Raw genomic sequence first — 20055 nt, forward strand, 5'->3', positions numbered from 1 at the left:
ACAATGACCCGCGTAATGGCATGCATTGATAACTCACAATCCTCATTGGCGGTCTGCGATTACGCAGCATGGGCCTCGCAACGACTCAGCGCTCCCCTGACCTTGCTTCATGTGCTGGATAAGGAGAAATATCCTGCATCCGCTGACCTCAGCGGCAATATCGGTCTCGGTAGCAGAGAACATCTGCTGGAAGAGTTGGCCATGCTGGATGCGCAGCGGGCAAAACTGGCGTTGGAGCATGGGCAGCACATGCTTGAAAAAGCTCGCGAGCGAACAGTTCACTCTGGCGCCATGTCACCTGATATGAAGCAGCGCCATGGCCATCTCGTCGAGAGCCTGAGCGATCTCCAAGACGATATTCGGTTACTGGTGATTGGAAGAGTCGGTGAGGACAGCACGCGCAGTGCCCAAAGTCTTGGCAGCCAGATTGAAGCGATAGTCCGAACTATCCACCGCCCCACCCTGATTACAACCAGCCATTTCAGGAAACCTGAAACGGTCATGGTGGCATTTGACGGCAGCGCAACAGGCCACAAGACCTTACAGATGCTTGCTTCAAGCCCGCTGTGCGAAGGCCTGCCAATTCATATCGTCATGGTTGGAACGGATTCTGAAGACAACCAGAACGCGCTGGAGAAGGCACGAACCACGCTTGCGTCTTCCGGCTCGCTGGTGCATTCCGAGATCCGCCCAGGCGAAGTAGAGTCCACACTGCATGCGTATCAGGCAGAGCACGGCATTGACCTCTTGGTCATGGGGGCGTACGGGCACTCACGCATCAGGCAGTTTCTGATAGGCAGCACGACCACGACGATGCTGCGTACATCCACTGTACCCTTATTGCTGCTTCGCTGAGCCAGTTCCACTGGCCACAGTATTTCCAGAACTGAGGAAATACCGTGGCCACCCTGGACGATGACTAACTGATCTTGCCGCTACGAGACCACATGCAACTCATAACTGAAATTGTTCACCCCGAGCTGAAATCCAAGCAGGGCAGAGTATTCCGTCGACATGCAGCTCGCGGCATCGTGATGCGGGGTGAACAGATCCTGTTGCTGTTCACCGAGCGCTATAACGATTTCAGCTTTCCTGGAGGCGGCCTTGATGGTGACGAGGACATTGTCGCAGGCCTGAAGCGTGAGCTTGAGGAAGAGACTGGTGCTCGTGAAATACAGGTGCTCCAGCACTACGGTTACATCGAGGAGTACCGGCCCTACCAAAAGCCACAGTACGATCTGATGCACATGACCTCGCATTTTTATCAATGCGAAGTAGCGCCCCAGCTAGAGCCGGTGAGAATGGAAAGCCACGAAATCGCTAATGGTATGCGGCCTGTCTGGATCAACCTGCATGAAGCCATCGCACACAATGAAGCCGTCATGCAGCGTCACGAGTCTTCGATGGGGCAGTCAATTCTGCGCGAAACCTACATGCTGAGAAAAGTCGCTTCCGAATTGTTGATGCCAATCAGCCTTTGAGCTGACTATTTGGCGAAGTCCACTTAGCCTGCCTCAGGCAAGCATCCAATGCTGCGGGAGTAATTGCGTGATTTCGCTCGCCCGCTGTGTCGGAAGCCGCATCAGTACATCCTTGAGATAGGCATACGGATCGTGCCCATTCATACGCGCCGACTGGATCAGGCTCATGATTGCCGCCGCCCTTTTTCCACTGCGCAGCGACCCGGCAAATAACCAGTTCGAGCGCCCAAGCGCCCACGGCCGGATCAAATTCTCGATCTGGTTATTGTCGATGGGCACAGCACCATCTTCCAGGTAGCGCGTCAGCGCTACCCAGCGTTTAAGGCTGTAATCCAGGGCCTTGGCCGTGGCCGAACCCTCGGGCACAAGTTCGCGTTGGGCCAACATCCACTCATGCAGTTTTTCAGCGATGGGCACCGCTGTTTCCTGACGTAATCGCCAGCGGGCTTCGTCGCTCATTTCCTTGGCGTGTCGCTCGACTTCATACAACCCGCCAATCGAGTGAAGCGCCTGCTCCGCCAACTGGCTTTTATTGGCTGCATGCAGGTCGAAGAATTTGCGGCGTGCATGGGCCATGCAGCCGATTTCGGTGATGCCCAGCTCGAAGCTGGCCTTGTAGCCGGCGAAGTCATCGCAGACCAGCTTACCGTTCCACGTGCCCAGGAAGTTACGCGCATGTTCGCCGGCACGGCTGGGGCTGAAGTCGTAGACCACGGCCTTTAGGGCCGAGAAAGGCGTGGTGCTATAGGCCCACACGTAAGCGCGGTGGGTTTTCTTTTCGCCTGGTGCGAGCATCTGAACCGGGGTCTCATCGGCGTGGATCACGCCCTGGGCCAACACATGCTCACGCAGCGCATCGACCAGAGGTTGGAGCTGCACACCGTTCTGTCCGATCCATTGCGCCAGTGTCGAACGGGCGATGGGCAGTCCGGCCCGACCAAAAATCTTCTCCTGCCGGTACAGCGGTAAATGGTCGGCGAACTTCGCCACCATCACGTGGGCCAAAAGGCCTGCGGTCGGGATGCCCTTGTCGATCACTTGGGCCGGTACAGGCGCCTGGATCAGTGTTTCACACTGACGGCACGTCCATTTTCCACGCACATGCCGCTCAACTGTGAACACGCCCGGAGTGTAATCGAGCTTCTCGCTGACGTCTTCGCCGATTCGCTGAAGCTGGCAGCCGCACACGCACTGAGTATTCTCTGGTTCGTGACGGATCACGGTTCGCGGAAACTGCGGCGGCAGTGGTGCACGCTTGGGCTTATGACGTGGCTCGGCCGGTGCGGCCGGCGGATTGGCTGCCTTCAGCTCGGCTTCGATAGCTGCGATATCGGTATCGAGCAGATCATCAAGCAGACTGCCTTGGTCGGGGCTCAGTTGCTCGCTGCGCTTGGCGAACTTGTGTCGCTTGAGGATGGCGATTTCATGAGCCAGTTGCTCGTTGACCGTTTCGAGGCGTTGGATTTTCTGGCTCATGGAGTCGACCTGGGACAGCAACTGCATAGCCTGTTCGGCCAAGCCGCGCAGCTGTTCCGGTGTCATCTGGTCGAGATTGGGCGAGGAAGTCATGCCGCTGATTGTGTCAGAGCAGGTCGTCAACAGCGATAAACCGATGGGCTAATGGCAGGGGCTAAAGCACTGTGATCGCGCTGCCTGCGCCGACCCGCTGCCACGGCAAACCCAGTACCAAGGCTTGAAGTTGCTCGTTATCGAGTTCGACTTCCGATCCGTGACGGATGCCGGGCCAATGAAACTTGCCTTGGTTCAATCGTCGCGCTGCCAGCCAAATGCCCACACCGTCATGCACCAAGACTTTCATTCGGTTGGCACGGCGATTAGCGAAGAGGTATGCGCAGTGCGGCTTCGCCACACCGAACACCGCGATCACCCTGGCCAGCGCGGTCTCGGTACCGGCGCGCATGTCCATAGGCTCGGTGGCAAGCCAGATGGCATCGATCCGAATCATTCCAACAGGTCTCGCAGAAAGGTGGCACAGGCGACAGCGCTTTCGGTCGGCCAGTTCACTTTGACGGTGCCACGCGGGTGCTGGATTTCAATGCAGATACTTGATGAAGCTGCCTGCGAATGTCCTCCGGCTAGCGGCAAGGGCACTGGAATGAAAGCAGGTTGCAGCGCCATAGTTTTGTTCGTGAGTACCCTAATCCATTTATGTACGAGGTTCGCGTTAAGGCTGTGCTTCTGCGCGACGCTGGCAATCGATGCGCCGGGCTGGGCGCACTCTTGGACAACTTGGGCCTTGAAGGATTTTGAATAGGAACGGCGTTGTGACTGCATGGAAAGACCCGCTTAAAAGGCTAGAAATGGTGTCCACTTAAATTAGGTGGACACCATCGCCTTTGGCGTCGGGGTCAGGAAGGTGAGTTGGCCGGACGGTTACGCTGAGCTGACGCCATCATGTAGACGGCGTCACTCGAGGATCAGTTGCAGTTCGTCCAGACTGTCTTGGTCTGAAGGAATTTTTCGATGCCTTCAGCGCCATTGTCACGACCATACCCGGACTGCTTGTAGCCACCCCATGGTGCAGCGCAATCGAAGTTTCCGTAAGTATTGATCCACACTGTACCAGCCTGGAGTGCTGCGGCTACCTTATGTGCCTTGCCTACGTCGCGTGTCCACACGCCAGCTGACAGACCAAAGCCGGTGTTGTTCGCTCGGGTGGTGAGCTCGTCAATCGATTCGAATGTTTGAACTACCAGGACGGGGCCGAAAATTTCATCGGCTACCACTTCCTGATTGTCAGACGCATTCAACAGGATCGTTGGCTCAAGGAAGTGGCCATCAGAGAGAGCCCCACCCGCTTTTTTGCCACCCATGACGCATTCGATCCCATCAGCTTTGGCGCGCTCGACAAATCCGCTGACCCTGGCGAACTGATCTGCAGAGATCAGTGGGCCCAGAGAGGTGTCTGGCGAGAGACCGTGGCCAACTTTCAGCCTTGCGGTTTCCCCCATTACCGTTTCCAGGACGCGTTCGTAAACCTTGCGCTCCACCATCAAGCGGGAACCCGCAGCGCAGACTTGGCCTGAGTAGAAGAAGATGGCCATTGCTGCGGTTGCGGCAGCTTGATCGAGATCGGCGTCGGCGAAGATTACGTTCGGGTTCTTGCCCCCAAGCTCCATGGAGACGTGTTTGAGGTCGCTGGCCGCAGTTCGGACAATGTGTTTGCCAACTGCCTCGGAGCCAGTGAAAGCGATTTTCGCGATGCCTGGGTGTTCGACTAGAGCCTGGCCGGCAACCTTGCCAAAGCCTGGGAGGACATTCAGAACTCCAGAAGGCAGACCCGCCTCAATTGCCAGCTTGGCGAGATACAGCGCCGAGAGAGGCGTTTGCTCTGCAGGCTTCAGCACGACAGTGCAACCAGCAGCCAGTGCGGGTGCAAGTTTGAAGCAAGCCTGGCAGAGCGGGAAGTTCCACGGCACGATTGCAGCGATGACCCCGAGAGGCTCTCGGCGAGTGTAGACGTGCATATCTGGCGCGCTCACCGGGATCGTCTGGCCATGGAGCTTCGTCGGCCAGCCGGCGTTGTAGCGAAGCGCCCCGATGGACAGCTCGATGTCCACAGCTCGAATCTGCGCAGCAGGCTTGCCGCTATCCAGGCTCTCAATTTGGGCCAAATCATCGCCGTGCTTTTCTATGAGGTCGGCGAGCCTGCGAATCACAGCCTCACGTTCAGATGGCAGCATTTTCGCCCACGGCCCGACCAGCGCACGGTTGGCAGAAGCGACCGCCACCTCCACATCGGCGATTCCAGCTTCGGACACATTCGCGATCAGCTGACTGGTAGCCGGGTCATACGTTGGGAACACCTTACCTTCGCAAGCTTCTACGAACTGATTGTCGATCATCAGTTTCATTGGTTGCTTCAGAAAGGCCTGAACATTCGCGCTCAGGTGCTTCAAAGGATCCAGTGGTAGATTCATAGCAAGGCCTCGCTCTAGTTATTCTTAAAAGCTTTCGAATTCGCAGGTGTAGATCTGGCAGCCACCGCTGGCGAAGTTCGATACGTCCTCCACGGCTGCAACACCAGCATGGGAGCTCAGCGATGCGTCCATTTCTTCCTGATTACGGAAACTCAGTACCGCAATCGCATGCCAGTCTTTTTGGGCGGTTGCAGTGCTGGTAATGCTGGCTTCGAACTTCGCGAGGTTCGGCATTTGCTTCACGAGCGGCACATGCACTTCCCGGTAGTGACGTTCGAACGCTTGGGTATCCGCAGGAGTTCCGTAAACCACCACCACCTGCTTCATACAGGCGCTCCAGCAGCGGGTACGGCGAACATTTTCCTGCGATGGTAGAGAAGCGGTGTCTGCTGGTTGTTGTGGTCGATGTGGCGGATATGCCCGGTTACGATGAGGTGGTCGCCACCCGGCAGAACCTCTGCTACCTCACAGGCCAGAGCGCATGCTGCATTACAAATCGTGGGAAGGCCGAGCTTTCCGCGCTTCCACTCGATGCCCTCAAACTTGTCGGCGCACTTTCCTGCGAACAGCATCGCCAAATGTTCTTGGCCTTCACCAAGCACATGGATCAGGAAAGGCTTGCCCTGAGTGAGGCATTCGAGGGTTTTGGATTTGCGATCAAAGCAGGCCAGCATCATGGGAGGAGACGCCGACAGGGATGAGACCGCCGAGAGAGTCGCCCCAACAGGGCGGCCCTCATTGTCCCAGGTAGTGATGATCGTGACTGCTGCTGGGAAGTCGGCCATAGCCTCTTTGAAGATCTGCACGTCGATCTCTGGCGCCTCGAGAGGCGCTTTCATCTGCACCTGGCTCATTTGGCACCCCCATTGATGACAGGCATAACTTCACGACCGATCAGCTCGATGGAGCGCATGATGTCTTCGTGAGGGATACCATCGATTCGGAGCAGGATCTCGTCGATGCCCATCTGCTGTAGCTTGCGAATGCGCTTAATGAAGTCGTCTGGATCGCCGACCATCACGGACGGTGTTTCCGAAACGAGGAAGTCCATGTCGCCCTCGTGATCGAGCAGGCGAAGCATTCGACCATCCAGATACTCATACGACCCTTTTTTGCCGAGCGGGGCGTAGAGGTCGATGATGAATTTGAAGTAGCTGGTGGTGACGTCGCGAGCGATATCAATTGCTCGAGCTCGAGTGGTATCGCAGAACGCAGTGGCGACGTAGAGGCCTGCTTGCTCGGTACGGCGCGGTACGGAGCTCTTGTGCGTGGCTAGGCCCGCACGATAGGCGTCGATGCACTCTTGGAGGTAATCGAAGCCGAAGTAGTTTTCGAAACTGAGCACGCCAATCCCACGCTCGCCGGCATTGCTATGCGTCTGCACGCTGGAGGCCGATACGTAGATTGGTGGATGCGGGGTCTGAACCGGGCGTGGAACAATGGTGCGGGGTGGAATACTCCAGATTGGGCCTTCATGCTGCAGCGTTTCGTCTGCGAAGGCTTTGATGAGCACTTCCATACCATCTTCCCACTGCGCACGAGTAGTGCTCGGGTCGACGCCGAAGGCTTCGAGAGTCACCAGGTTGTTCGAACGCGCAGTGGCGATTTCTGCTCGGCCATTGGAGACAATGTCCAAGGTCGAGGTTCGTTCAGCGACGAGGATTGGGTGGTTCCACTGCAGCATCACTGCACACATGGTGCGCAATTTGATGTCCTTGGTCTGTGCGGCGATAGCTGCGTACAGCACCTCAGGCGCGGAGACAGTAAATTTCGGTGGGTTGAAGTGCTGCTCAGAGGTGCCCCAGGCGTAGAAACCGAGCTTATCAGCGAGACAGGCTTCGGCGATCATTTCCTGATAACGCTGCGGAACGCTGACGCCTTGGATGGTTTCGCCTTCTTGCAACAGACTGATCTTCATTTTTTGACTCCCGTTGGGCTATTGTTTTCCGGTTTCCGCAGACTAACCCCGCAAGATTGTCGTTTTCAAGCGTTTTTTGGCGCTCGACTTGCTGTCTTTGGTTTTTTCGGCTGAGCGGTAAGCTCATTGAGTCAATGGCTATCAGGGAGAAGCTGGCCAAGTTTCAGGTGGGAAGATGCGCGGCGTTAGCGCTTGAAGGATTCGCCGGCCTGCGTTCTGCGCCGAGGGCTGATAAGGGACTTGTGTTGCTCGACGAAACTGAAACATCGATACGAGACCGGCCTGCACATGGCATCACATAGAGGATTCGTGATGCAGCCGAAGTCGAAGAACTAGCAGGTCAAGGCCCGAGCGAGCTGCCTTTGATCAACGAGCCGGAGAGCTAACATCACCGACCTTGAACGATGTAGCCATGGAGGCGACTATGGCGGCTAGCTATGGCGAAAGGGAGTGATCGTGAAAAGAGATCTGAGCAAGGTGCTCATGCCTGACCACCCCCTGTACAGCGAGGCTGTGGAAGCGCTGAAGCTGTACCACCAAGCCCAGGCTGAAGGGGTAGTTGGAGCGGAGCTGGAGCGCCTCAAGCTGATGGCCGAACATCGCTTTCAAGCCGTCACTGATTACCAGCTCCAAGCCCTTGGCGGGCCGGCAGCGAAAGGCCATTAGCAACCGGCCTTGGAGATCGGTCGCCAACATGCAAGGTGCAAAACTTGCACTTTGCCTCCTACAATCCACTTGTGACAACAGCTGACAAACCGATAGGTGGACAAGGTGACTCGTTGTGCTCGAACCGATCCGGAAAAAGCTTCTCCTGACGCTTATGATCAAAAGATGGCTCGCCGTCGCCCTGTATTCTTGAATCAGGAAACGCTTGATAGCGTTGCTCGCGAGCATCAGCTTCATCTGCAAAAGCTGAGTGAAGAACTTCAGCTTGAGGCGCGCTCGAAGGCCAGTAAACCCCATGAAGCCTAGCGATGCGATCCGTGGCAAAGAAGGAGCCATAAAGCGCCTGGTCGAATCCTACGGCTTCGTATCCCCACAGCTGTTTGGCTCGACTGTGCGAGGTGATGATCAAGAAGGTAGCGACCTCGACATCCTCGCCACCATTCCCTCCAGCAAGACCGGCACAATCTCGCTTTTCGACATCGCCGACCTTGAAGATGAGCTCCAGGTACTGATCGGCGTACCAGTGGATTTCAACATCGGCAACAACATGCCCGAACACTTCTGGCAGGAGATCGAGAGCAAGATGATCGAGCTCTAGCTACCACGCCTATTCGGAAAGGTCAGATGGCCGCGTGAGATGTTTTTGATAACAGAAGGAGGGGCGAGACGTGGTGACTCATCACCAGCTGCGCAGCCTGGAAATCGCGAAGCGCAGAGCCTTGTGGGCGCTTGCTGATCTGCAGCCTGGAGACTCTCGCGCTGAACTCCCGCTGTTGGAGATCGATGAGGTTGACCAGGCCCTGAAGGCATTAATGAGCGGTAATGAGCTCTCGAGCCAGGAGCTCGTCGATTCCATCACAACGCAGTCCCATAACGGCGTTCGCCTGGTTATTGAAGACAGCATTCCCGAGCCTTGGCGGCAGCGATTTGCGGCTGCGAGCATTGGCTCTACCCGCGTGGCTGCAGGGCCGTACTTCCACGATTTCGAGAAATTCGTTCTGACCTGGGGCGCTGAAATGGCGCACTTGGAAGCACACCGTGCGAGCCGGCAGGGCTCGAAGTGAAGAGGACGATCTTGGGAATGGCTGAGGCAGGAGAGCTGCTATTGCAGCAAACTCTCCAAGCGATACGTGCCCATCACCAAGCCGTGGACGAGGGGAAACCAGCCGACGAGGTAGAAAGGCTCCGCCTGGAGGCTGATCACCTGTACCAGACCGTCATCGACTACCAATTGCACAAGGCCGGCACGCTTGGGCAGTCAGTCCACTGATAGATGGATTCACCTCTAGGCGCGCGGCTCTTTTCAGTCGGCTTGATCCTGTCCCCATCCTTGACTATGTAGTCCAACGCGGTGGTACGTGAACGATGTCCTGTCATCTCGGAATGCCAATCTTGAACACGGTGTGTCGAATCTGGGTAGCCGTTACACGCTCAAGCTTGACGTCTGCTTTGTGGGCCAAGGCGGTCAGCATTCAGCTCAGAGCTGTCGGTGGCATAGGGCGCTTTCGATCTTTGTGAGAGTGGAAGAGTAGGTCTCCTTCGGAGAGCTTACTGGCCCGCGCATACTTGGCGATCACGCCTTGGCAGCTTTCAGGTAGAGGAATGGACTCATCGTGACGTGTCTTTTGCTCCTGGAAAACAGCCTGGTTGCCAACCCATCGCATAAAAACTAGCTCCTATAGCTTCGGCTCAATCAATGCACTCTCCTTCGACGGTTGGTAATTATGTTGGTCGCCCCTGAAACGTAGTGTAATCTGACCCTTTTATAAAATGGAGCACAAAAATGCTTGAACCGCTTTTTAAAGCCCTGCATCACTACAACGACGAGTATCGTGAGCTAATCAATGAAAAGGCAATGCGGCATACGCCAGCACGTGGCGACTTTGTAGATTTTATCCAGTCGTCACTAAAGCTTACAAAACCGGAAGACTGGGGATTTATATGCTCATCCATGGATATAATAAATGACAGCCTGCTAGGGATTGAGCACTTCTGTAAGTATGGCGTTGATGGGCCGACAAAATATGATGATTTCGGCGAAAAATACATCAGGCTTTATGGTGTATTGAATGCAACATATATACAGCAGCAAGCTTTGCTTAATCTCCACAGAATCGCGAATGTGCCTAACATCCGAGAGTTGGAAGGAAGGGTTGCAGCCTTGAAGGTGCGAGAGGCTAGAAACAAACTTGGAGCGCACAGCGTCGACTATTCAAATAGAGAGTCTGGTCAAACTGAAAGCTTCGTTCCGGTTCGTATTACTTTATCAGGAATGCGATGCGACTACTATAACAACACAACCTTGGAGCATACAGAGGTTGATTTAATAGACGCATTGCGCGAGCACTTAACGTTGATGTGTGATATATATGATGGCACATATAGGAAATCGGTGCGGACAATTTATAAATCAAATCAAAACAAGCAGGAAGAACTGCTGGAAAAAATTGACGATGCCCTGATCTTTAGAGATGGAGGCACCGTCTTGAGGAATGAATCAGGCATCAAGGTATTCGTAACATCCTACGAACCAGAACCAGAACCAGAACCAGAACCAGAAAAATAGAAAATCGATCACTCTGGCTTTAAGGAGCTGAGTGATCCGAATCTATCCAGAAGCTCATTCGCCTCTTTGTCGCGGGAAGAATCTTTGGTCGCCTGAAGAAATCCAATCAGGATACCTAAAGCTGCTGATGCAGCCAGGTTAGCCGACAGAGCGACTTCCGCTTTCTTGCCTGGCCCAAATTTGTAGCCGCTCCAGCTATTAGTTTCCTTATTTGACACAATGTAGCGCTTAAGCGAAGAAGCTGAATAATGCATCGCATCATCAGAAAGATGCTTGTAAAATAAGTATTGATGCCCAAGCGAAGACATCTCTGCAACTTCTTGCCAGTTCAAGTGGCGGCCTTTATCGCCAGCCAAGATCTCGTCCATGGCCGCAGCAACGTCTTGATCTAGAGAGTAGTTACCTTGCTTCAAGGCTTTGGCTTGGCCGCGCTTGGCAGCAACGTTATCTTTATGGAGCAAGGGGATAAATTTCTCAGGACTTTCTGCTAACGCACCCACGCAAAATGCATTTTCAAAAAGGCATCGTATCAAAATCCTGGCTTCAACAATCATACCTCGCTCGAGGTTTATGAAAACCGATTGAAAATTACTTAAAGACCGCAAAGCCGAAAACATGGCTAGAACTTCTAAGTCCATGGTTCTACCGTGATGCTTTTCAAAGCCAGACACTACAGCTGCCTGCAGAAGTTTATTTATATCCCTCAGCAGTGTAAACCACTCTTCGTTTTCTGAAGTTATGCGTGCGATTGTTTCATCAATGTTTCTGGATATAAAGCCTTGCTCGAAGAAACTTTCGTTCAAAATCGATTGGTCTGTCATTCAAAACATCCTGTAATTGTGATGTGCTCAGAGGTAAACTCTGTCATCGAAGAACTGCTATTGCAGCAGGCCTCCGAGAACGGATGGGGAAGCATCACCGACGGTAAGTGCGAGGACGAGGTCGTTGATGTGAAGCAATTCAACACGAAGGTTGGTGCATCCTGCAACTGATAGGCATCGTTCTACGTGTTTGGTGGACGCTCGACACGCAGAACGCTTTAGGAGGAGCCCTTTCGTTGGCCAGTTCCCCATTTGCCCGACTCCCAGGCAATGAAAAAGCCCTGACCATTTTCAATGTGATTGGCGATCTCATACTCTCGCCAGTCCTGCATCGCCAGGCCATCAATTTCCTGTGGCTCATGCTCGAGTAGCCAAGCCACCGTGTTGATGAGCTGACCATGCGAAAACACGGCTATGTCAGTAGCTGGATGTTTACCAAGTCGGTGAAGGAATGACCGCGCTCTACCTACCAGTTCCTGGAACGACTCTGCGCCCTCACCATCACGGTAGGCGGGGTCTGCTCTTTGCCAGTACGCCTCAACCCAACCACGCCGTTGCGCCAGGGTTGTATCAACACAACGTGCCGGCGCTAGGTACGTGTATTCCTGAATCGGCCAGGTTTCGAAAGCGACAGCAGGGTATCGGGCTGCCGTCACCTGCGCGGTTGCCTGGGCGCGAAGGAACGGCGAAGCAACGATTAGGCCTGGGGCGTTCGTGAAAGACCGGGCGACCATATGGGCTTGCTCCAGCCCTTTTGCTGTGAGGGGGATACTCGCGTGATCCTTGGTGGGCCGGCCTGCGTTCGCAGCACTCTCGCCGTGGCGTACCATCCTCACATTCTTCATCGACTATCTTTCCCTGGTTACGGATTCTGGATCGCACAATGCTGGCACTGAACAGTGCGGGATAGCCATGGTGAAGGGATGTCGATGTATCCTAGCCTCAACCAATCTGCCTGAGATCCTTCGGAATGACTCGACAAAGCTGCCCAGAGCCAACGAAGACTGCTTCGAACTCCTACGAACGCAAGATGGTTCGTCAACGCCCACGGTTTCTAAACCAGGAGACGTTGGACAAGGTTGTCCGGGAGCATCACGCCCACCTGATTGAGCTCGCGAACCGCACACCCGAGAAAGCGGGATCGTCCCGGCAAAATTGGAGAGGGTAATGAAGAAAGATCTCAGCAAAGTGTTGCTGCCTGATGACCCTCTGTACAGCCAGGCCATCGAGGCACTGAAGCGGTATCACCAGGCCCAGGCTGACGGAGTCGTGGGGGCTGAGCTGGAGCTTCTCAGGATGCTGGCAGAGCATGGTTTTCAAGTAGTGACGGATTACCAGCTGCGGGCCTTTGGGCAGTTGACTGAAAAAGACCATTGAGCCGCTGGCCCGACCACGTCCCACCTATCAGCGATTCAAGGCTTCCTGCACGGCGTCGACCATACCTATCCAGTGACGGCCATTGTCGCGAGGGCTGAAGCCCAGCCTCTCGGCGAAAGCTGATGCGTTGGCATTGGCTGACTCGATAGCGAGGTAGCGATAGCCGAATGTTGGAGCCAGCTCCACCAGGCGCTGCACTAGCGCTCGACCATGTCCAGCACGTTCCTTCGTGAAGCCGATCCGAGCCAGGACAAGGCACTCCCTTGGCCAGTAGTCATTTGGCTTCACAAACATGCGGATGTAGATGTCGAACTGCGTGCTCAGGGCTGACACGGTCGCGAAGGTTCGCCAGACCCGCTGTTGGACATACCTGGGCTTATACGTGAACCGCTCCAGGATGAACTCCGCTACATGAGGCTTGAGCTCCTCACAGCGTTCTTCGGCAAAGGCGCGCCATTCTTCTTCACTGGCCCCGAGCGGAGGAAGGGTGGGCATCGTTCTGATCTCGGTCACCGGCTGGAAAATCGAGTGTAGATGCCTTTCAGGAGCTAGCTGTAGCAAACACGGCTAATGCCGGCTCCTGCGAATCTCACATCTTCAAAGAAGCCGCTCCTCAACACGATTTTTTGTGCCCACGATTCAGCCCTTCCTAGAAGGGTAGGTCTTCGCCCTCCGCGAGCTCGAAGACTACTGGTGGCTTCGGTGCTAAGGCTTTGTGAATGCCTAAGAGCCGCTCGACCATTCAGGTTGATGGCTCATATCAGAATCGCAAGCCGAGCACGCAGAGCCAGACGCTGAGGATGGAAGCGCTCGGGCCGCAACCTGGCTCTGATAAGAGGTCGGTTCACGACAGCCCCACCCGAAGGTGAAAAGCAAAAAAGGAATGCTCGATATAATGCCCCCATTTGGGAACATCAAAGCCCTTTTATCCTCATAATGTTCCCAAAAGCGGACATTACGAGAGACGTTGATTTTTAACATTCAAGATCCGGCATTCGCACTACACCGACTGCCGACCTACACTGAGGTTTTTACCTAAACCACAGGTAGCAACCATGTTGACTCTGGGCGGAATTCAACTACGGGGTTTTTTCAGCATTCAAACCGAGGTAGCGGAAAATCTTCCCATTCTTCGCCATTCCGATGATATCGATATTAAACGAAGCATGCTTCAAGTCTTGCAAATGTTCGATGCATATATGACCCTTACCGGCTTCCACCCACATACTATGTGCCTTGACGACTATGCAGGATTTAGAGGCTTTCTATATAAAGTACTACAACTCACTGAAGATGATACAAAGCCCTTAACTTGGCAGCTACTTCAAGACTTTGTTATTGTGGGTTTTCTGGACGAAAAGCAAGCCAACTTAGTTTTAAACATGTCTCAAGCTGAATGCAATGAAAAATATCAAGAGCGAGAGCCTGCCAAATGCCGCTTCCTGCATTACCAATCGCTTTTCCCAACCTCGGATTCGAACGGTTTTGTGTATGTAGATTTCGACTCTATAACGCACCTACTCAGTAAGTCGTCTTTCGATTGTCTAGGTAGGTTGCTTACTGAATACCTTGCGCCGCTTCCTACAGTGCAGGCGGAGATAGATGCCCCACTCATCATTGCCATAGCACAAGGCCTACTTTATCAAAACCCAGGCGTAGACTTGGGTGATATCCACCTTGGCGTTACTAATTCTGCCGACTTCATTGGAGCCGTCCGCACCCATGCTGAATGGCGAATGCACAACGCAGGTTTCTTTCGGGGAGACGTCGCCGAGAACTGGAAGTACCTGTCCGCAGTGCTTACGAATTTTTTCGTAGCCAATAATATCCTACGCCTCAACAAGGATGGCCGCAAAATGCTAAGGCCCTACTGATTCAACGCTGCAATGCAATTTTGCGTTTAGCATCGACTGCTCTGAACAAATATTCGATGGCGTTGCTTTGGAGGCGCAGAGCTTCACGGCACCGCTCTTCGTCGCGATCTGAGCTAGCCGACAATGCCTCAGCCTGCAAGTAATTGATCTCAAACTTGAGGTGGGCAATCATTTTATTAACGAGACACTCGCGCATACTACACCCCTTAATGGTAATTGGTTTACGTCACCCAGTTGCAATGTAATGTGAATCTAACAATGCAGTGTAGCTGCTGTAGACGATTGCGCTCGGCTTTTAGTGATCTCGCCGAAAAAGCTATAGGCCAGGTGCTCCAGCATGTCAGCAGCGCGATGTGCTGAGCCCCACCTCTCCTGCCGGTAGCTGCCCTCTGTAGCTTCCCTGGTAAAGCGAACGGCTGCCCTTGACTCAAGCCGCCCCGTGCTCTGCTGAACCTCGAACGCAGCCCTCAGGAGGGTTCCAAGGCCGGATATCCGCGCACGCAGACCCTGGTCTCAAAGGCTGCAGGATCCTGCCTATGCCGAGGGTTCGGGGCGGGAGCGCCCTTGTGGAGCGGTAAGCGAAATCTGTAATATCACGTTGCTGGCACTCACTGCCGAGTGACCGACCACCATGGAGAAAGGAATGTTCGGCTTCTTGAAGGTAATCGCCACCGCTGGAGGCGGCTTTGCTGCAGTGGGAGCTGCGATGTTCTACTCGATGCACGCCGGTTGGTTTAAGTCTGACTTGCTCAAGGGCCTCCCAAGCGAATCCATCTACAAGCTGTTCCTGTACTCCCTTGCAGCTACTGTATTTTGCTTTTTCTTGCTGATCATTTTGCAGGCATTCAGCAGAAAACCGACGATTTCCGCTACCTCAGATCATAGCTCAACTACGGTTGTCTCCACGGGTCGCGGCAATGTTACTGTACATAAAAAATGAGCCTATTAACGCCAGATATTGAAGCTACGGCATCGAACGGCGGGTTAACAGTAGTCAGCACCGGCAGTGGGCCTGTCACGATAGCCGCAACTTCTGCGGCCATCTCATCTCTGCTCAATCCGTTACTAATGAAAATTGTGTCGACTCATACCCCGTATGATGAGATCCCAGACGTCGAGATAGATTACCCTGAGGTCGATGAAAAAATTGAGTACAACAGGGTCTCGGTGTATTCGGAGTTAATCATTGACAATGTCGGCTACATGGATCTCATTGAAAGCCTTATCTCAACTATCGATGACGAAGATCCTGGCGCACAGAAAAGATTTCCTTACGCTATAAATCAGAAGTATAAAACCGCCAGGCGAGAATTGTTCATGAGGCAGGCTGAGCGACCAGCTTCCCCTGAGCAAAAGCTGAATGTAATACGGCTGGGATCGGATGAGCTTGTAAAGAAGGTCTCCGAGCTTATAGTTGGAACTAACACTGTCTTTCAAGGCGTTGAATCTGAGCTTATAGAATGGGCCGGACAGTTAATAGTTTGCTATGGCTTCATTCACTGTAAGATATTGGAGCCTCCTGCATGATCATTCAGAATACAAGCTCACCGCTTAAAAGCCTTTACATAGTCGGTGGACGCTTACTGATGGTCTTAAAGTCTAGCGAATTTGGCTCCATGAGCCCACTAGCACTTTTCGAAAAATATCAAGATAGATTTGAGCGTGTTTCTTTTGCTTACATTCTGTACGCGCTCGACTGGCTCTACATCACTGGATGTGTAGAGCTAACGAAGCAAGGTGATATTTCTTTATGCAACTGATTAAATTATCTGTATTTGATGGAAGCGAAGAAATACGTACCATCCAATTCAAGGACGGAATTAACATTATTACCAACCTGGGCGAAACTGGGAACCAGATTGGTAAAAGCACATCACTTCGTGCACTAGCATTCTGCTTGGGCGGAAAGTCTGAGCCTCTTTGGAAAGATCCTGACAACAACAAGGTCAACGAAAAGGTTAAAGACTATCTTACCAAAGGCGACGTTAAGTTTGAGTTAACTCTAAGAGTCGCCTCCATTAATCACCAAATCACGCGTGTGCTCTCAAGAAAAATGGGATCCCTACGTGAGAGCATCAAAATCATTAGCACCATTGATGGCGTCGTCTACAAGAGCAATGCTGGCTTCACTCGCGAACTCCCTCGTATATTTGGATATACACGAGAGCAGCCTAGCTTCAACTCAATACGAAGCAAGTTCTTCCGAACGAACAGAACCACAAGCAACAACACGCTTGCGTACCTACACACGTACACTAGCGACAATGATTACGACCTGATTTATGCATATCTGTTTGACTTTGAATTCATTGATTCCGTTCGCCAGATCAACCTAATTGAGCAGCAAATACAACTAGAAGATAATCGTATCCGAACACTTCTCGGCGGCCTCCCTTTGGCGAATCGCCAGGAAGAAATCCAACTAATCGACCTGAAGATTTCTGAACTTCAAATCAAAGAAGATGAGTACGACATATTTGAATCTCAAAGTTATGCCATCGCAGAACTCCGGGAATCCCGAAGAAGCGTGGCAGCATTGACTTCTCGTATCGTCAAGCTTGAAACAAAACTTTATTATAATAACAAAACAATCGAACGATACAAAAATAACTTGGTGGAGCTAAACGTAGGGGAAATTACCTCTCTCTACAATGAGGCCAAGTCGCTAGTTCCAAACCTCAGCAAGACACTTGAAGAAACTATTGAATTCCATAATTCGATAATGAGCCGCAAGGCCGCATACGTCGAAGAAATGTCGGCTGAGACAGCGGATGAACTTGACACTCTGAGAATGAGTTTGGCACGACTCATATCAGATGAACAGAGTAAGGTGAAAGATCTTTCCAGAGACAGCCATGTCAGCGGACTGATCCTGGTCGAAAAGCAAATGCAGGATTTACGGGAGGCTCGAGGCAGGCTTGCTTACGTCATAAGCGAGGTAGAGGTGTCCAACAAGCGAATCAAAGATCTACTCACTACAGTTGACGGCGTAAAGCGGAGTATTGCAGTGCACTACTCTGACTTAAACTCCAAGCTTAAAGTCTTCAATGAAGCATATGTCGACATCACTAAAAGATTATTCGTAACTCATCACAACGAACTGACAGTTTCTGCAGGCCGAGATGGCAAGGCAGATTTCAAGATTACAAACGAAGAACTGAACACTGGCGACGGAGTTCCGAGGGCCGCAGCAATGGCTTTCGACATGTCCTATGTGTACTTCGTGAATAAATTCAAATCCAGGCTTCCTGCTTTTACCGCCCAAGACTATCTTGAAGTTGTAGACGAAGACAAGCTAATAAAATTATTTGATTTTGCCAACGAAAAGAAAATACAAACTATCGCAGCAATTTTAAACGACAAACTTGGTGGCTTTGATAAAAAGTTCCTTGAAGCCAATACCATTCTCGAACTGACCAAAGAAGAAAAATTTTTCAAACTTTAGCGAGACCATCCTTTATAGAAAAGGGACGCAATAGCGCCCCTTGTACATAGATCAGCTGCCTCAGCTATTAATCACCGATACTCCAGCCAGAAGTGATAGGGTAACGCCGGTCACGACCGAAGCCGCGCTCGGTGACACGAGGGCCCACAGCGGCCTGGCGCCGCTTGTATTCGTTCAGGTCGACCAAGCGAATTACCTTCCTCACAACCTCCTGATCGAAGCCCTTCTCGGTAATGGCATCGGCAGACAAGTCCTGCTCGATGTACAAGCGAAGGATCTCATCAAGGACAGGGTATGGAGGCAAGGAATCTTCGTCCTTCTGGTCAGGAGCAAGCTCTGCAGATGGTGGACGATCAATGACGCGCTGCGGAATTACGTAGCCCAGGGTGTTGCGGTATTCGCAGAGGCGGAATACCAAGGTCTTCGGTACGTCCTTCAAGACGTCGTAGCCACCCGCCATATCACCATACAAGGTCGCATAGCCGACCGCCATCTCACTCTTGTTGCCGGTCGTGAGAACGAGATACCGCTTCTTGTTGGAAATGGCCATGAGCATGGTGCCGCGACACCGGGCCTGGAGGTTTTCCTCGGTGGTGTCTTTGCCCAAACCTTCGAACATTGGCGCAAGCGTGGTCAGGAAGGCTTCTACCATGGATGCGATGGGCAGGACGCTGTACTTCACACCCAAGATGTCGGCTTCCTCTTTCGCGTCGTCCTGGCTCATCTGGGCCGTGTAGTGATACGGCATCATCACAGCTTCAACGTTTTCTGCACCCAAGGCATCCACAGCAACAGCGAGCACCAACGCCGAGTCGATGCCACCCGAAAGGCCTAGCACAACACCTTTGAACCCGTTGCGCTGCACATAGTCCTTAACGCCAGCTACCAGTGCCTGGTAGACGCTGGCCTCAATGCTGAGAAGCTCGGTGGTCTGAGCCGGAACGGGCACCAAAACGCCTTCCTTGATCTCAAACTCCGAGACGAAGAGCCCCTCCTCGAAAGCAGGGGCGCGCTGAGTAACCTTTCCGTCGCCATCCACTACGAAGCTGTTGCCGTCGAACACCAGTTCGTCTTGGCCACCAACCTGGTTCACGTAGACCATGGGGATTGAGCATTCGCTGGCACGCGTCGCCAATAGCTCTTCACGTTCAGCCTGCTTTCCACGATGGAACGGCGAGGCATTCAGGGTCAGCATGATCTGGGCACCGGCATCACAAGCCTGCTTGAGCGGCTCGGAGAACCAGATGTCCTCACAGATAGTGATACCGACCGGTACGCCGAAGAGGTTAACTACGCATGGGCCGCTGCCCGGCTCAAAGTACCGCTTCTCATCGAAAACACGATAGTTAGGCAGGCGCTGCTTGTTATAGCGGGCGAGCTCCTTGCCGTCCGAAATCACGGCGCAGCTGTTGTAGCGCGCTCCATCCTCGACCCAAGGGAAGCCGATTACAGTGACGATGCCTTGGACAGCGTCCTTGATATGCTGCAGGGCTTTTTCGATCCGGCTCTGCATGCTGGAGCGAAGGAGCAGATCCTCTGGTGGGTAACCGCAAAGGGTCAGCTCTGGGAAAACGATGACCTGGGCTTTGAGGTCGTCGCGGGCCTTATGAGCGGCTTCGATGACCTTCTCAACGTTGCCGTATACATCCCCGACGCGGATGTTCAGCTGGGCCATTACCACTCTCAAACGTTGCTCCATGGTTCCTCCAGAAATGCCTAGATCGAGATCGGCAAGATGCAACACTGTCCTGACATCTGCGATCAAGGAAGCACCATCTGAAGCTCCATGCTGAGCGCGGGGCTATCGGATTACTGCTAGCCATTACGGCTCATTGAACCTGGGTCAGGACTACCCGGAGGGTCGCGGGCATCTTGCGAACTAGGACATTATGCCCTAACCAAGCTCAGCCCCATCTAGCGAAATCGGAAGAAGGTCTGGGAGAGGGCGCAGTCCAGAATCCCCAGA

Annotated in this window: 25 protein-coding genes; 13 read left to right on the plus strand and 12 right to left on the minus strand. The window is 53.1% G+C overall.

Going from position 1 to position 20055, the window contains the following annotated elements:
• Window positions 1–3: 3 nt before the first annotated feature.
• On the plus strand, window positions 4–855 hold the full coding sequence (locus tag IEC33019_RS21120) for a universal stress protein (protein WP_012316922.1): 852 nt from the start codon (window positions 4–6) through the stop codon (window positions 853–855).
• Window positions 856–947: 92 nt separating this feature from the next.
• Window positions 948–1481 carry an NUDIX hydrolase gene (locus tag IEC33019_RS21125; protein ID WP_009684099.1) on the plus strand — a complete coding sequence of 178 codons (534 nt, stop codon included), beginning with the start codon at window positions 948–950 and terminating at the stop codon, window positions 1479–1481.
• A gap of 33 nt (window positions 1482–1514) precedes the next feature.
• On the opposite strand, the gene tnpC is transcribed toward IEC33019_RS21125, so the two are convergent.
• From tnpC to IEC33019_RS21160, 7 genes are all read right to left on the minus strand, one after another.
• On the minus strand, window positions 1515–3050 hold the full coding sequence (gene tnpC, locus IEC33019_RS21130) for an IS66 family transposase (RefSeq protein ID WP_099592754.1): 1536 nt from the start codon (window positions 3048–3050) through the stop codon (window positions 1515–1517).
• A 61-nt stretch (window positions 3051–3111) separates the two neighbouring features.
• Window positions 3112–3447: an IS66 family insertion sequence element accessory protein TnpB gene (tnpB, locus tag IEC33019_RS27890; protein ID WP_009684097.1), complete on the minus strand. Its 336-nt coding sequence runs from the start codon at window positions 3445–3447 to the stop codon at window positions 3112–3114.
• The gene (gene tnpA, locus IEC33019_RS21140) at window positions 3444–3776 is read right to left on the minus strand and encodes an IS66-like element accessory protein TnpA (RefSeq protein WP_009684096.1); all 333 of its coding nucleotides are present in this window, start codon (window positions 3774–3776) and stop codon (window positions 3444–3446) included. Before tnpA ends, tnpB begins: the two co-directional genes overlap by 4 nt.
• A gap of 143 nt (window positions 3777–3919) precedes the next feature.
• Window positions 3920–5422 (minus strand): aldehyde dehydrogenase family protein, encoded by a 1503-nt coding sequence (locus tag IEC33019_RS21145; RefSeq protein ID WP_054572132.1) that lies wholly within the window; start codon window positions 5420–5422, stop codon window positions 3920–3922.
• Window positions 5423–5446: 24 nt separating this feature from the next.
• Entirely contained in the window at window positions 5447–5749 is a 303-nt protein-coding gene (locus IEC33019_RS21150) for an EthD family reductase (RefSeq protein ID WP_054572133.1), read from the minus strand.
• Complete coding sequence (locus tag IEC33019_RS21155) at window positions 5746–6276, minus strand: flavin reductase family protein (protein ID WP_054572134.1); 531 nt, start codon at window positions 6274–6276, stop codon at window positions 5746–5748. The genes IEC33019_RS21150 and IEC33019_RS21155 overlap by 4 nt, the downstream gene beginning before the upstream one ends.
• Complete coding sequence (locus IEC33019_RS21160) at window positions 6273–7340, minus strand: LLM class flavin-dependent oxidoreductase (RefSeq protein WP_054572135.1); 1068 nt, start codon at window positions 7338–7340, stop codon at window positions 6273–6275. Before IEC33019_RS21160 ends, IEC33019_RS21155 begins: the two co-directional genes overlap by 4 nt.
• Before the next feature lie 456 nt (window positions 7341–7796).
• Between IEC33019_RS21160 and IEC33019_RS21165 the strand changes: the two genes are divergently transcribed.
• The 5 genes from IEC33019_RS21165 (at window position 7797) to IEC33019_RS21185 (ending at window position 10572) form a co-directional block, all read left to right on the plus strand.
• Window positions 7797–8006, plus strand: coding sequence for a hypothetical protein (locus IEC33019_RS21165; RefSeq protein WP_075047053.1), 210 nt, complete (start codon window positions 7797–7799; stop codon window positions 8004–8006).
• A 96-nt stretch (window positions 8007–8102) separates the two neighbouring features.
• Window positions 8103–8312: a hypothetical protein gene (locus IEC33019_RS27425; protein ID WP_131812214.1), complete on the plus strand. Its 210-nt coding sequence runs from the start codon at window positions 8103–8105 to the stop codon at window positions 8310–8312.
• Window positions 8302–8604, plus strand: a complete 303-nt coding sequence (locus tag IEC33019_RS21170) for a nucleotidyltransferase family protein (protein WP_054572137.1) — start codon at window positions 8302–8304, stop codon at window positions 8602–8604. Before IEC33019_RS27425 ends, IEC33019_RS21170 begins: the two co-directional genes overlap by 11 nt.
• Before the next feature lie 70 nt (window positions 8605–8674).
• Window positions 8675–9070 (plus strand): hypothetical protein, encoded by a 396-nt coding sequence (locus IEC33019_RS21175; protein ID WP_054572138.1) that lies wholly within the window; start codon window positions 8675–8677, stop codon window positions 9068–9070.
• A gap of 719 nt (window positions 9071–9789) precedes the next feature.
• Window positions 9790–10572, plus strand: a complete 783-nt coding sequence (locus IEC33019_RS21185; protein WP_054572140.1) for a hypothetical protein — start codon at window positions 9790–9792, stop codon at window positions 10570–10572.
• Between the two features lie 8 nt (window positions 10573–10580).
• On the opposite strand, the gene IEC33019_RS21190 is transcribed toward IEC33019_RS21185, so the two are convergent.
• Window positions 10581–11393: a DUF5677 domain-containing protein gene (locus tag IEC33019_RS21190; RefSeq protein WP_061202557.1), complete on the minus strand. Its 813-nt coding sequence runs from the start codon at window positions 11391–11393 to the stop codon at window positions 10581–10583.
• 218 nt (window positions 11394–11611) lie between these two features.
• On the minus strand, window positions 11612–12238 hold the full coding sequence (locus IEC33019_RS21195; RefSeq protein ID WP_054572142.1) for a histidine phosphatase family protein: 627 nt from the start codon (window positions 12236–12238) through the stop codon (window positions 11612–11614).
• Between the two features lie 322 nt (window positions 12239–12560).
• Between IEC33019_RS21195 and IEC33019_RS21205 the strand changes: the two genes are divergently transcribed.
• The gene (locus IEC33019_RS21205) at window positions 12561–12770 is read left to right on the plus strand and encodes a hypothetical protein (RefSeq protein WP_054572143.1); all 210 of its coding nucleotides are present in this window, start codon (window positions 12561–12563) and stop codon (window positions 12768–12770) included.
• A 27-nt stretch (window positions 12771–12797) separates the two neighbouring features.
• On the opposite strand, the gene IEC33019_RS21210 is transcribed toward IEC33019_RS21205, so the two are convergent.
• The gene (locus IEC33019_RS21210; RefSeq protein ID WP_125920375.1) at window positions 12798–13265 is read right to left on the minus strand and encodes a GNAT family N-acetyltransferase; all 468 of its coding nucleotides are present in this window, start codon (window positions 13263–13265) and stop codon (window positions 12798–12800) included.
• A 560-nt stretch (window positions 13266–13825) separates the two neighbouring features.
• Between IEC33019_RS21210 and IEC33019_RS21215 the strand changes: the two genes are divergently transcribed.
• Complete coding sequence (locus IEC33019_RS21215) at window positions 13826–14644, plus strand: hypothetical protein (RefSeq protein ID WP_054572145.1); 819 nt, start codon at window positions 13826–13828, stop codon at window positions 14642–14644.
• A 1-nt stretch (window position 14645) separates the two neighbouring features.
• Here IEC33019_RS21215 and IEC33019_RS21220 read toward each other — a convergent pair whose 3' ends face one another.
• On the minus strand, window positions 14646–14840 hold the full coding sequence (locus IEC33019_RS21220) for a hypothetical protein (RefSeq protein ID WP_054572146.1): 195 nt from the start codon (window positions 14838–14840) through the stop codon (window positions 14646–14648).
• A gap of 447 nt (window positions 14841–15287) precedes the next feature.
• Between IEC33019_RS21220 and IEC33019_RS21225 the strand changes: the two genes are divergently transcribed.
• Genes IEC33019_RS21225 through IEC33019_RS21240 form a run of 4 tightly spaced genes read left to right on the plus strand, consistent with a single transcriptional unit; the run spans window position 15288 to window position 18089 of the window.
• Complete coding sequence (locus IEC33019_RS21225; protein WP_054572147.1) at window positions 15288–15584, plus strand: hypothetical protein; 297 nt, start codon at window positions 15288–15290, stop codon at window positions 15582–15584.
• The gene (locus tag IEC33019_RS21230) at window positions 15581–16171 is read left to right on the plus strand and encodes a hypothetical protein (protein ID WP_157765900.1); all 591 of its coding nucleotides are present in this window, start codon (window positions 15581–15583) and stop codon (window positions 16169–16171) included. The genes IEC33019_RS21225 and IEC33019_RS21230 overlap by 4 nt, the downstream gene beginning before the upstream one ends.
• On the plus strand, window positions 16168–16404 hold the full coding sequence (locus IEC33019_RS21235) for an ABC-three component system middle component 6 (protein ID WP_063977307.1): 237 nt from the start codon (window positions 16168–16170) through the stop codon (window positions 16402–16404). Before IEC33019_RS21230 ends, IEC33019_RS21235 begins: the two co-directional genes overlap by 4 nt.
• Window positions 16395–18089, plus strand: coding sequence for a DUF2326 domain-containing protein (locus tag IEC33019_RS21240; protein ID WP_061202558.1), 1695 nt, complete (start codon window positions 16395–16397; stop codon window positions 18087–18089). The genes IEC33019_RS21235 and IEC33019_RS21240 overlap by 10 nt, the downstream gene beginning before the upstream one ends.
• Window positions 18090–18156: 67 nt before the next feature.
• Here IEC33019_RS21240 and IEC33019_RS21245 read toward each other — a convergent pair whose 3' ends face one another.
• Entirely contained in the window at window positions 18157–19788 is a 1632-nt protein-coding gene (locus IEC33019_RS21245) for an NAD+ synthase (protein WP_054572150.1), read from the minus strand.
• Window positions 19789–20055: the final 267 nt, after the last annotated feature.

It is taken from the genome of Pseudomonas putida, assembly GCF_002741075.1.
In the GTDB taxonomy this organism is placed as follows: Bacteria; Pseudomonadota; Gammaproteobacteria; order Pseudomonadales; family Pseudomonadaceae; genus Aquipseudomonas; species Aquipseudomonas putida_T.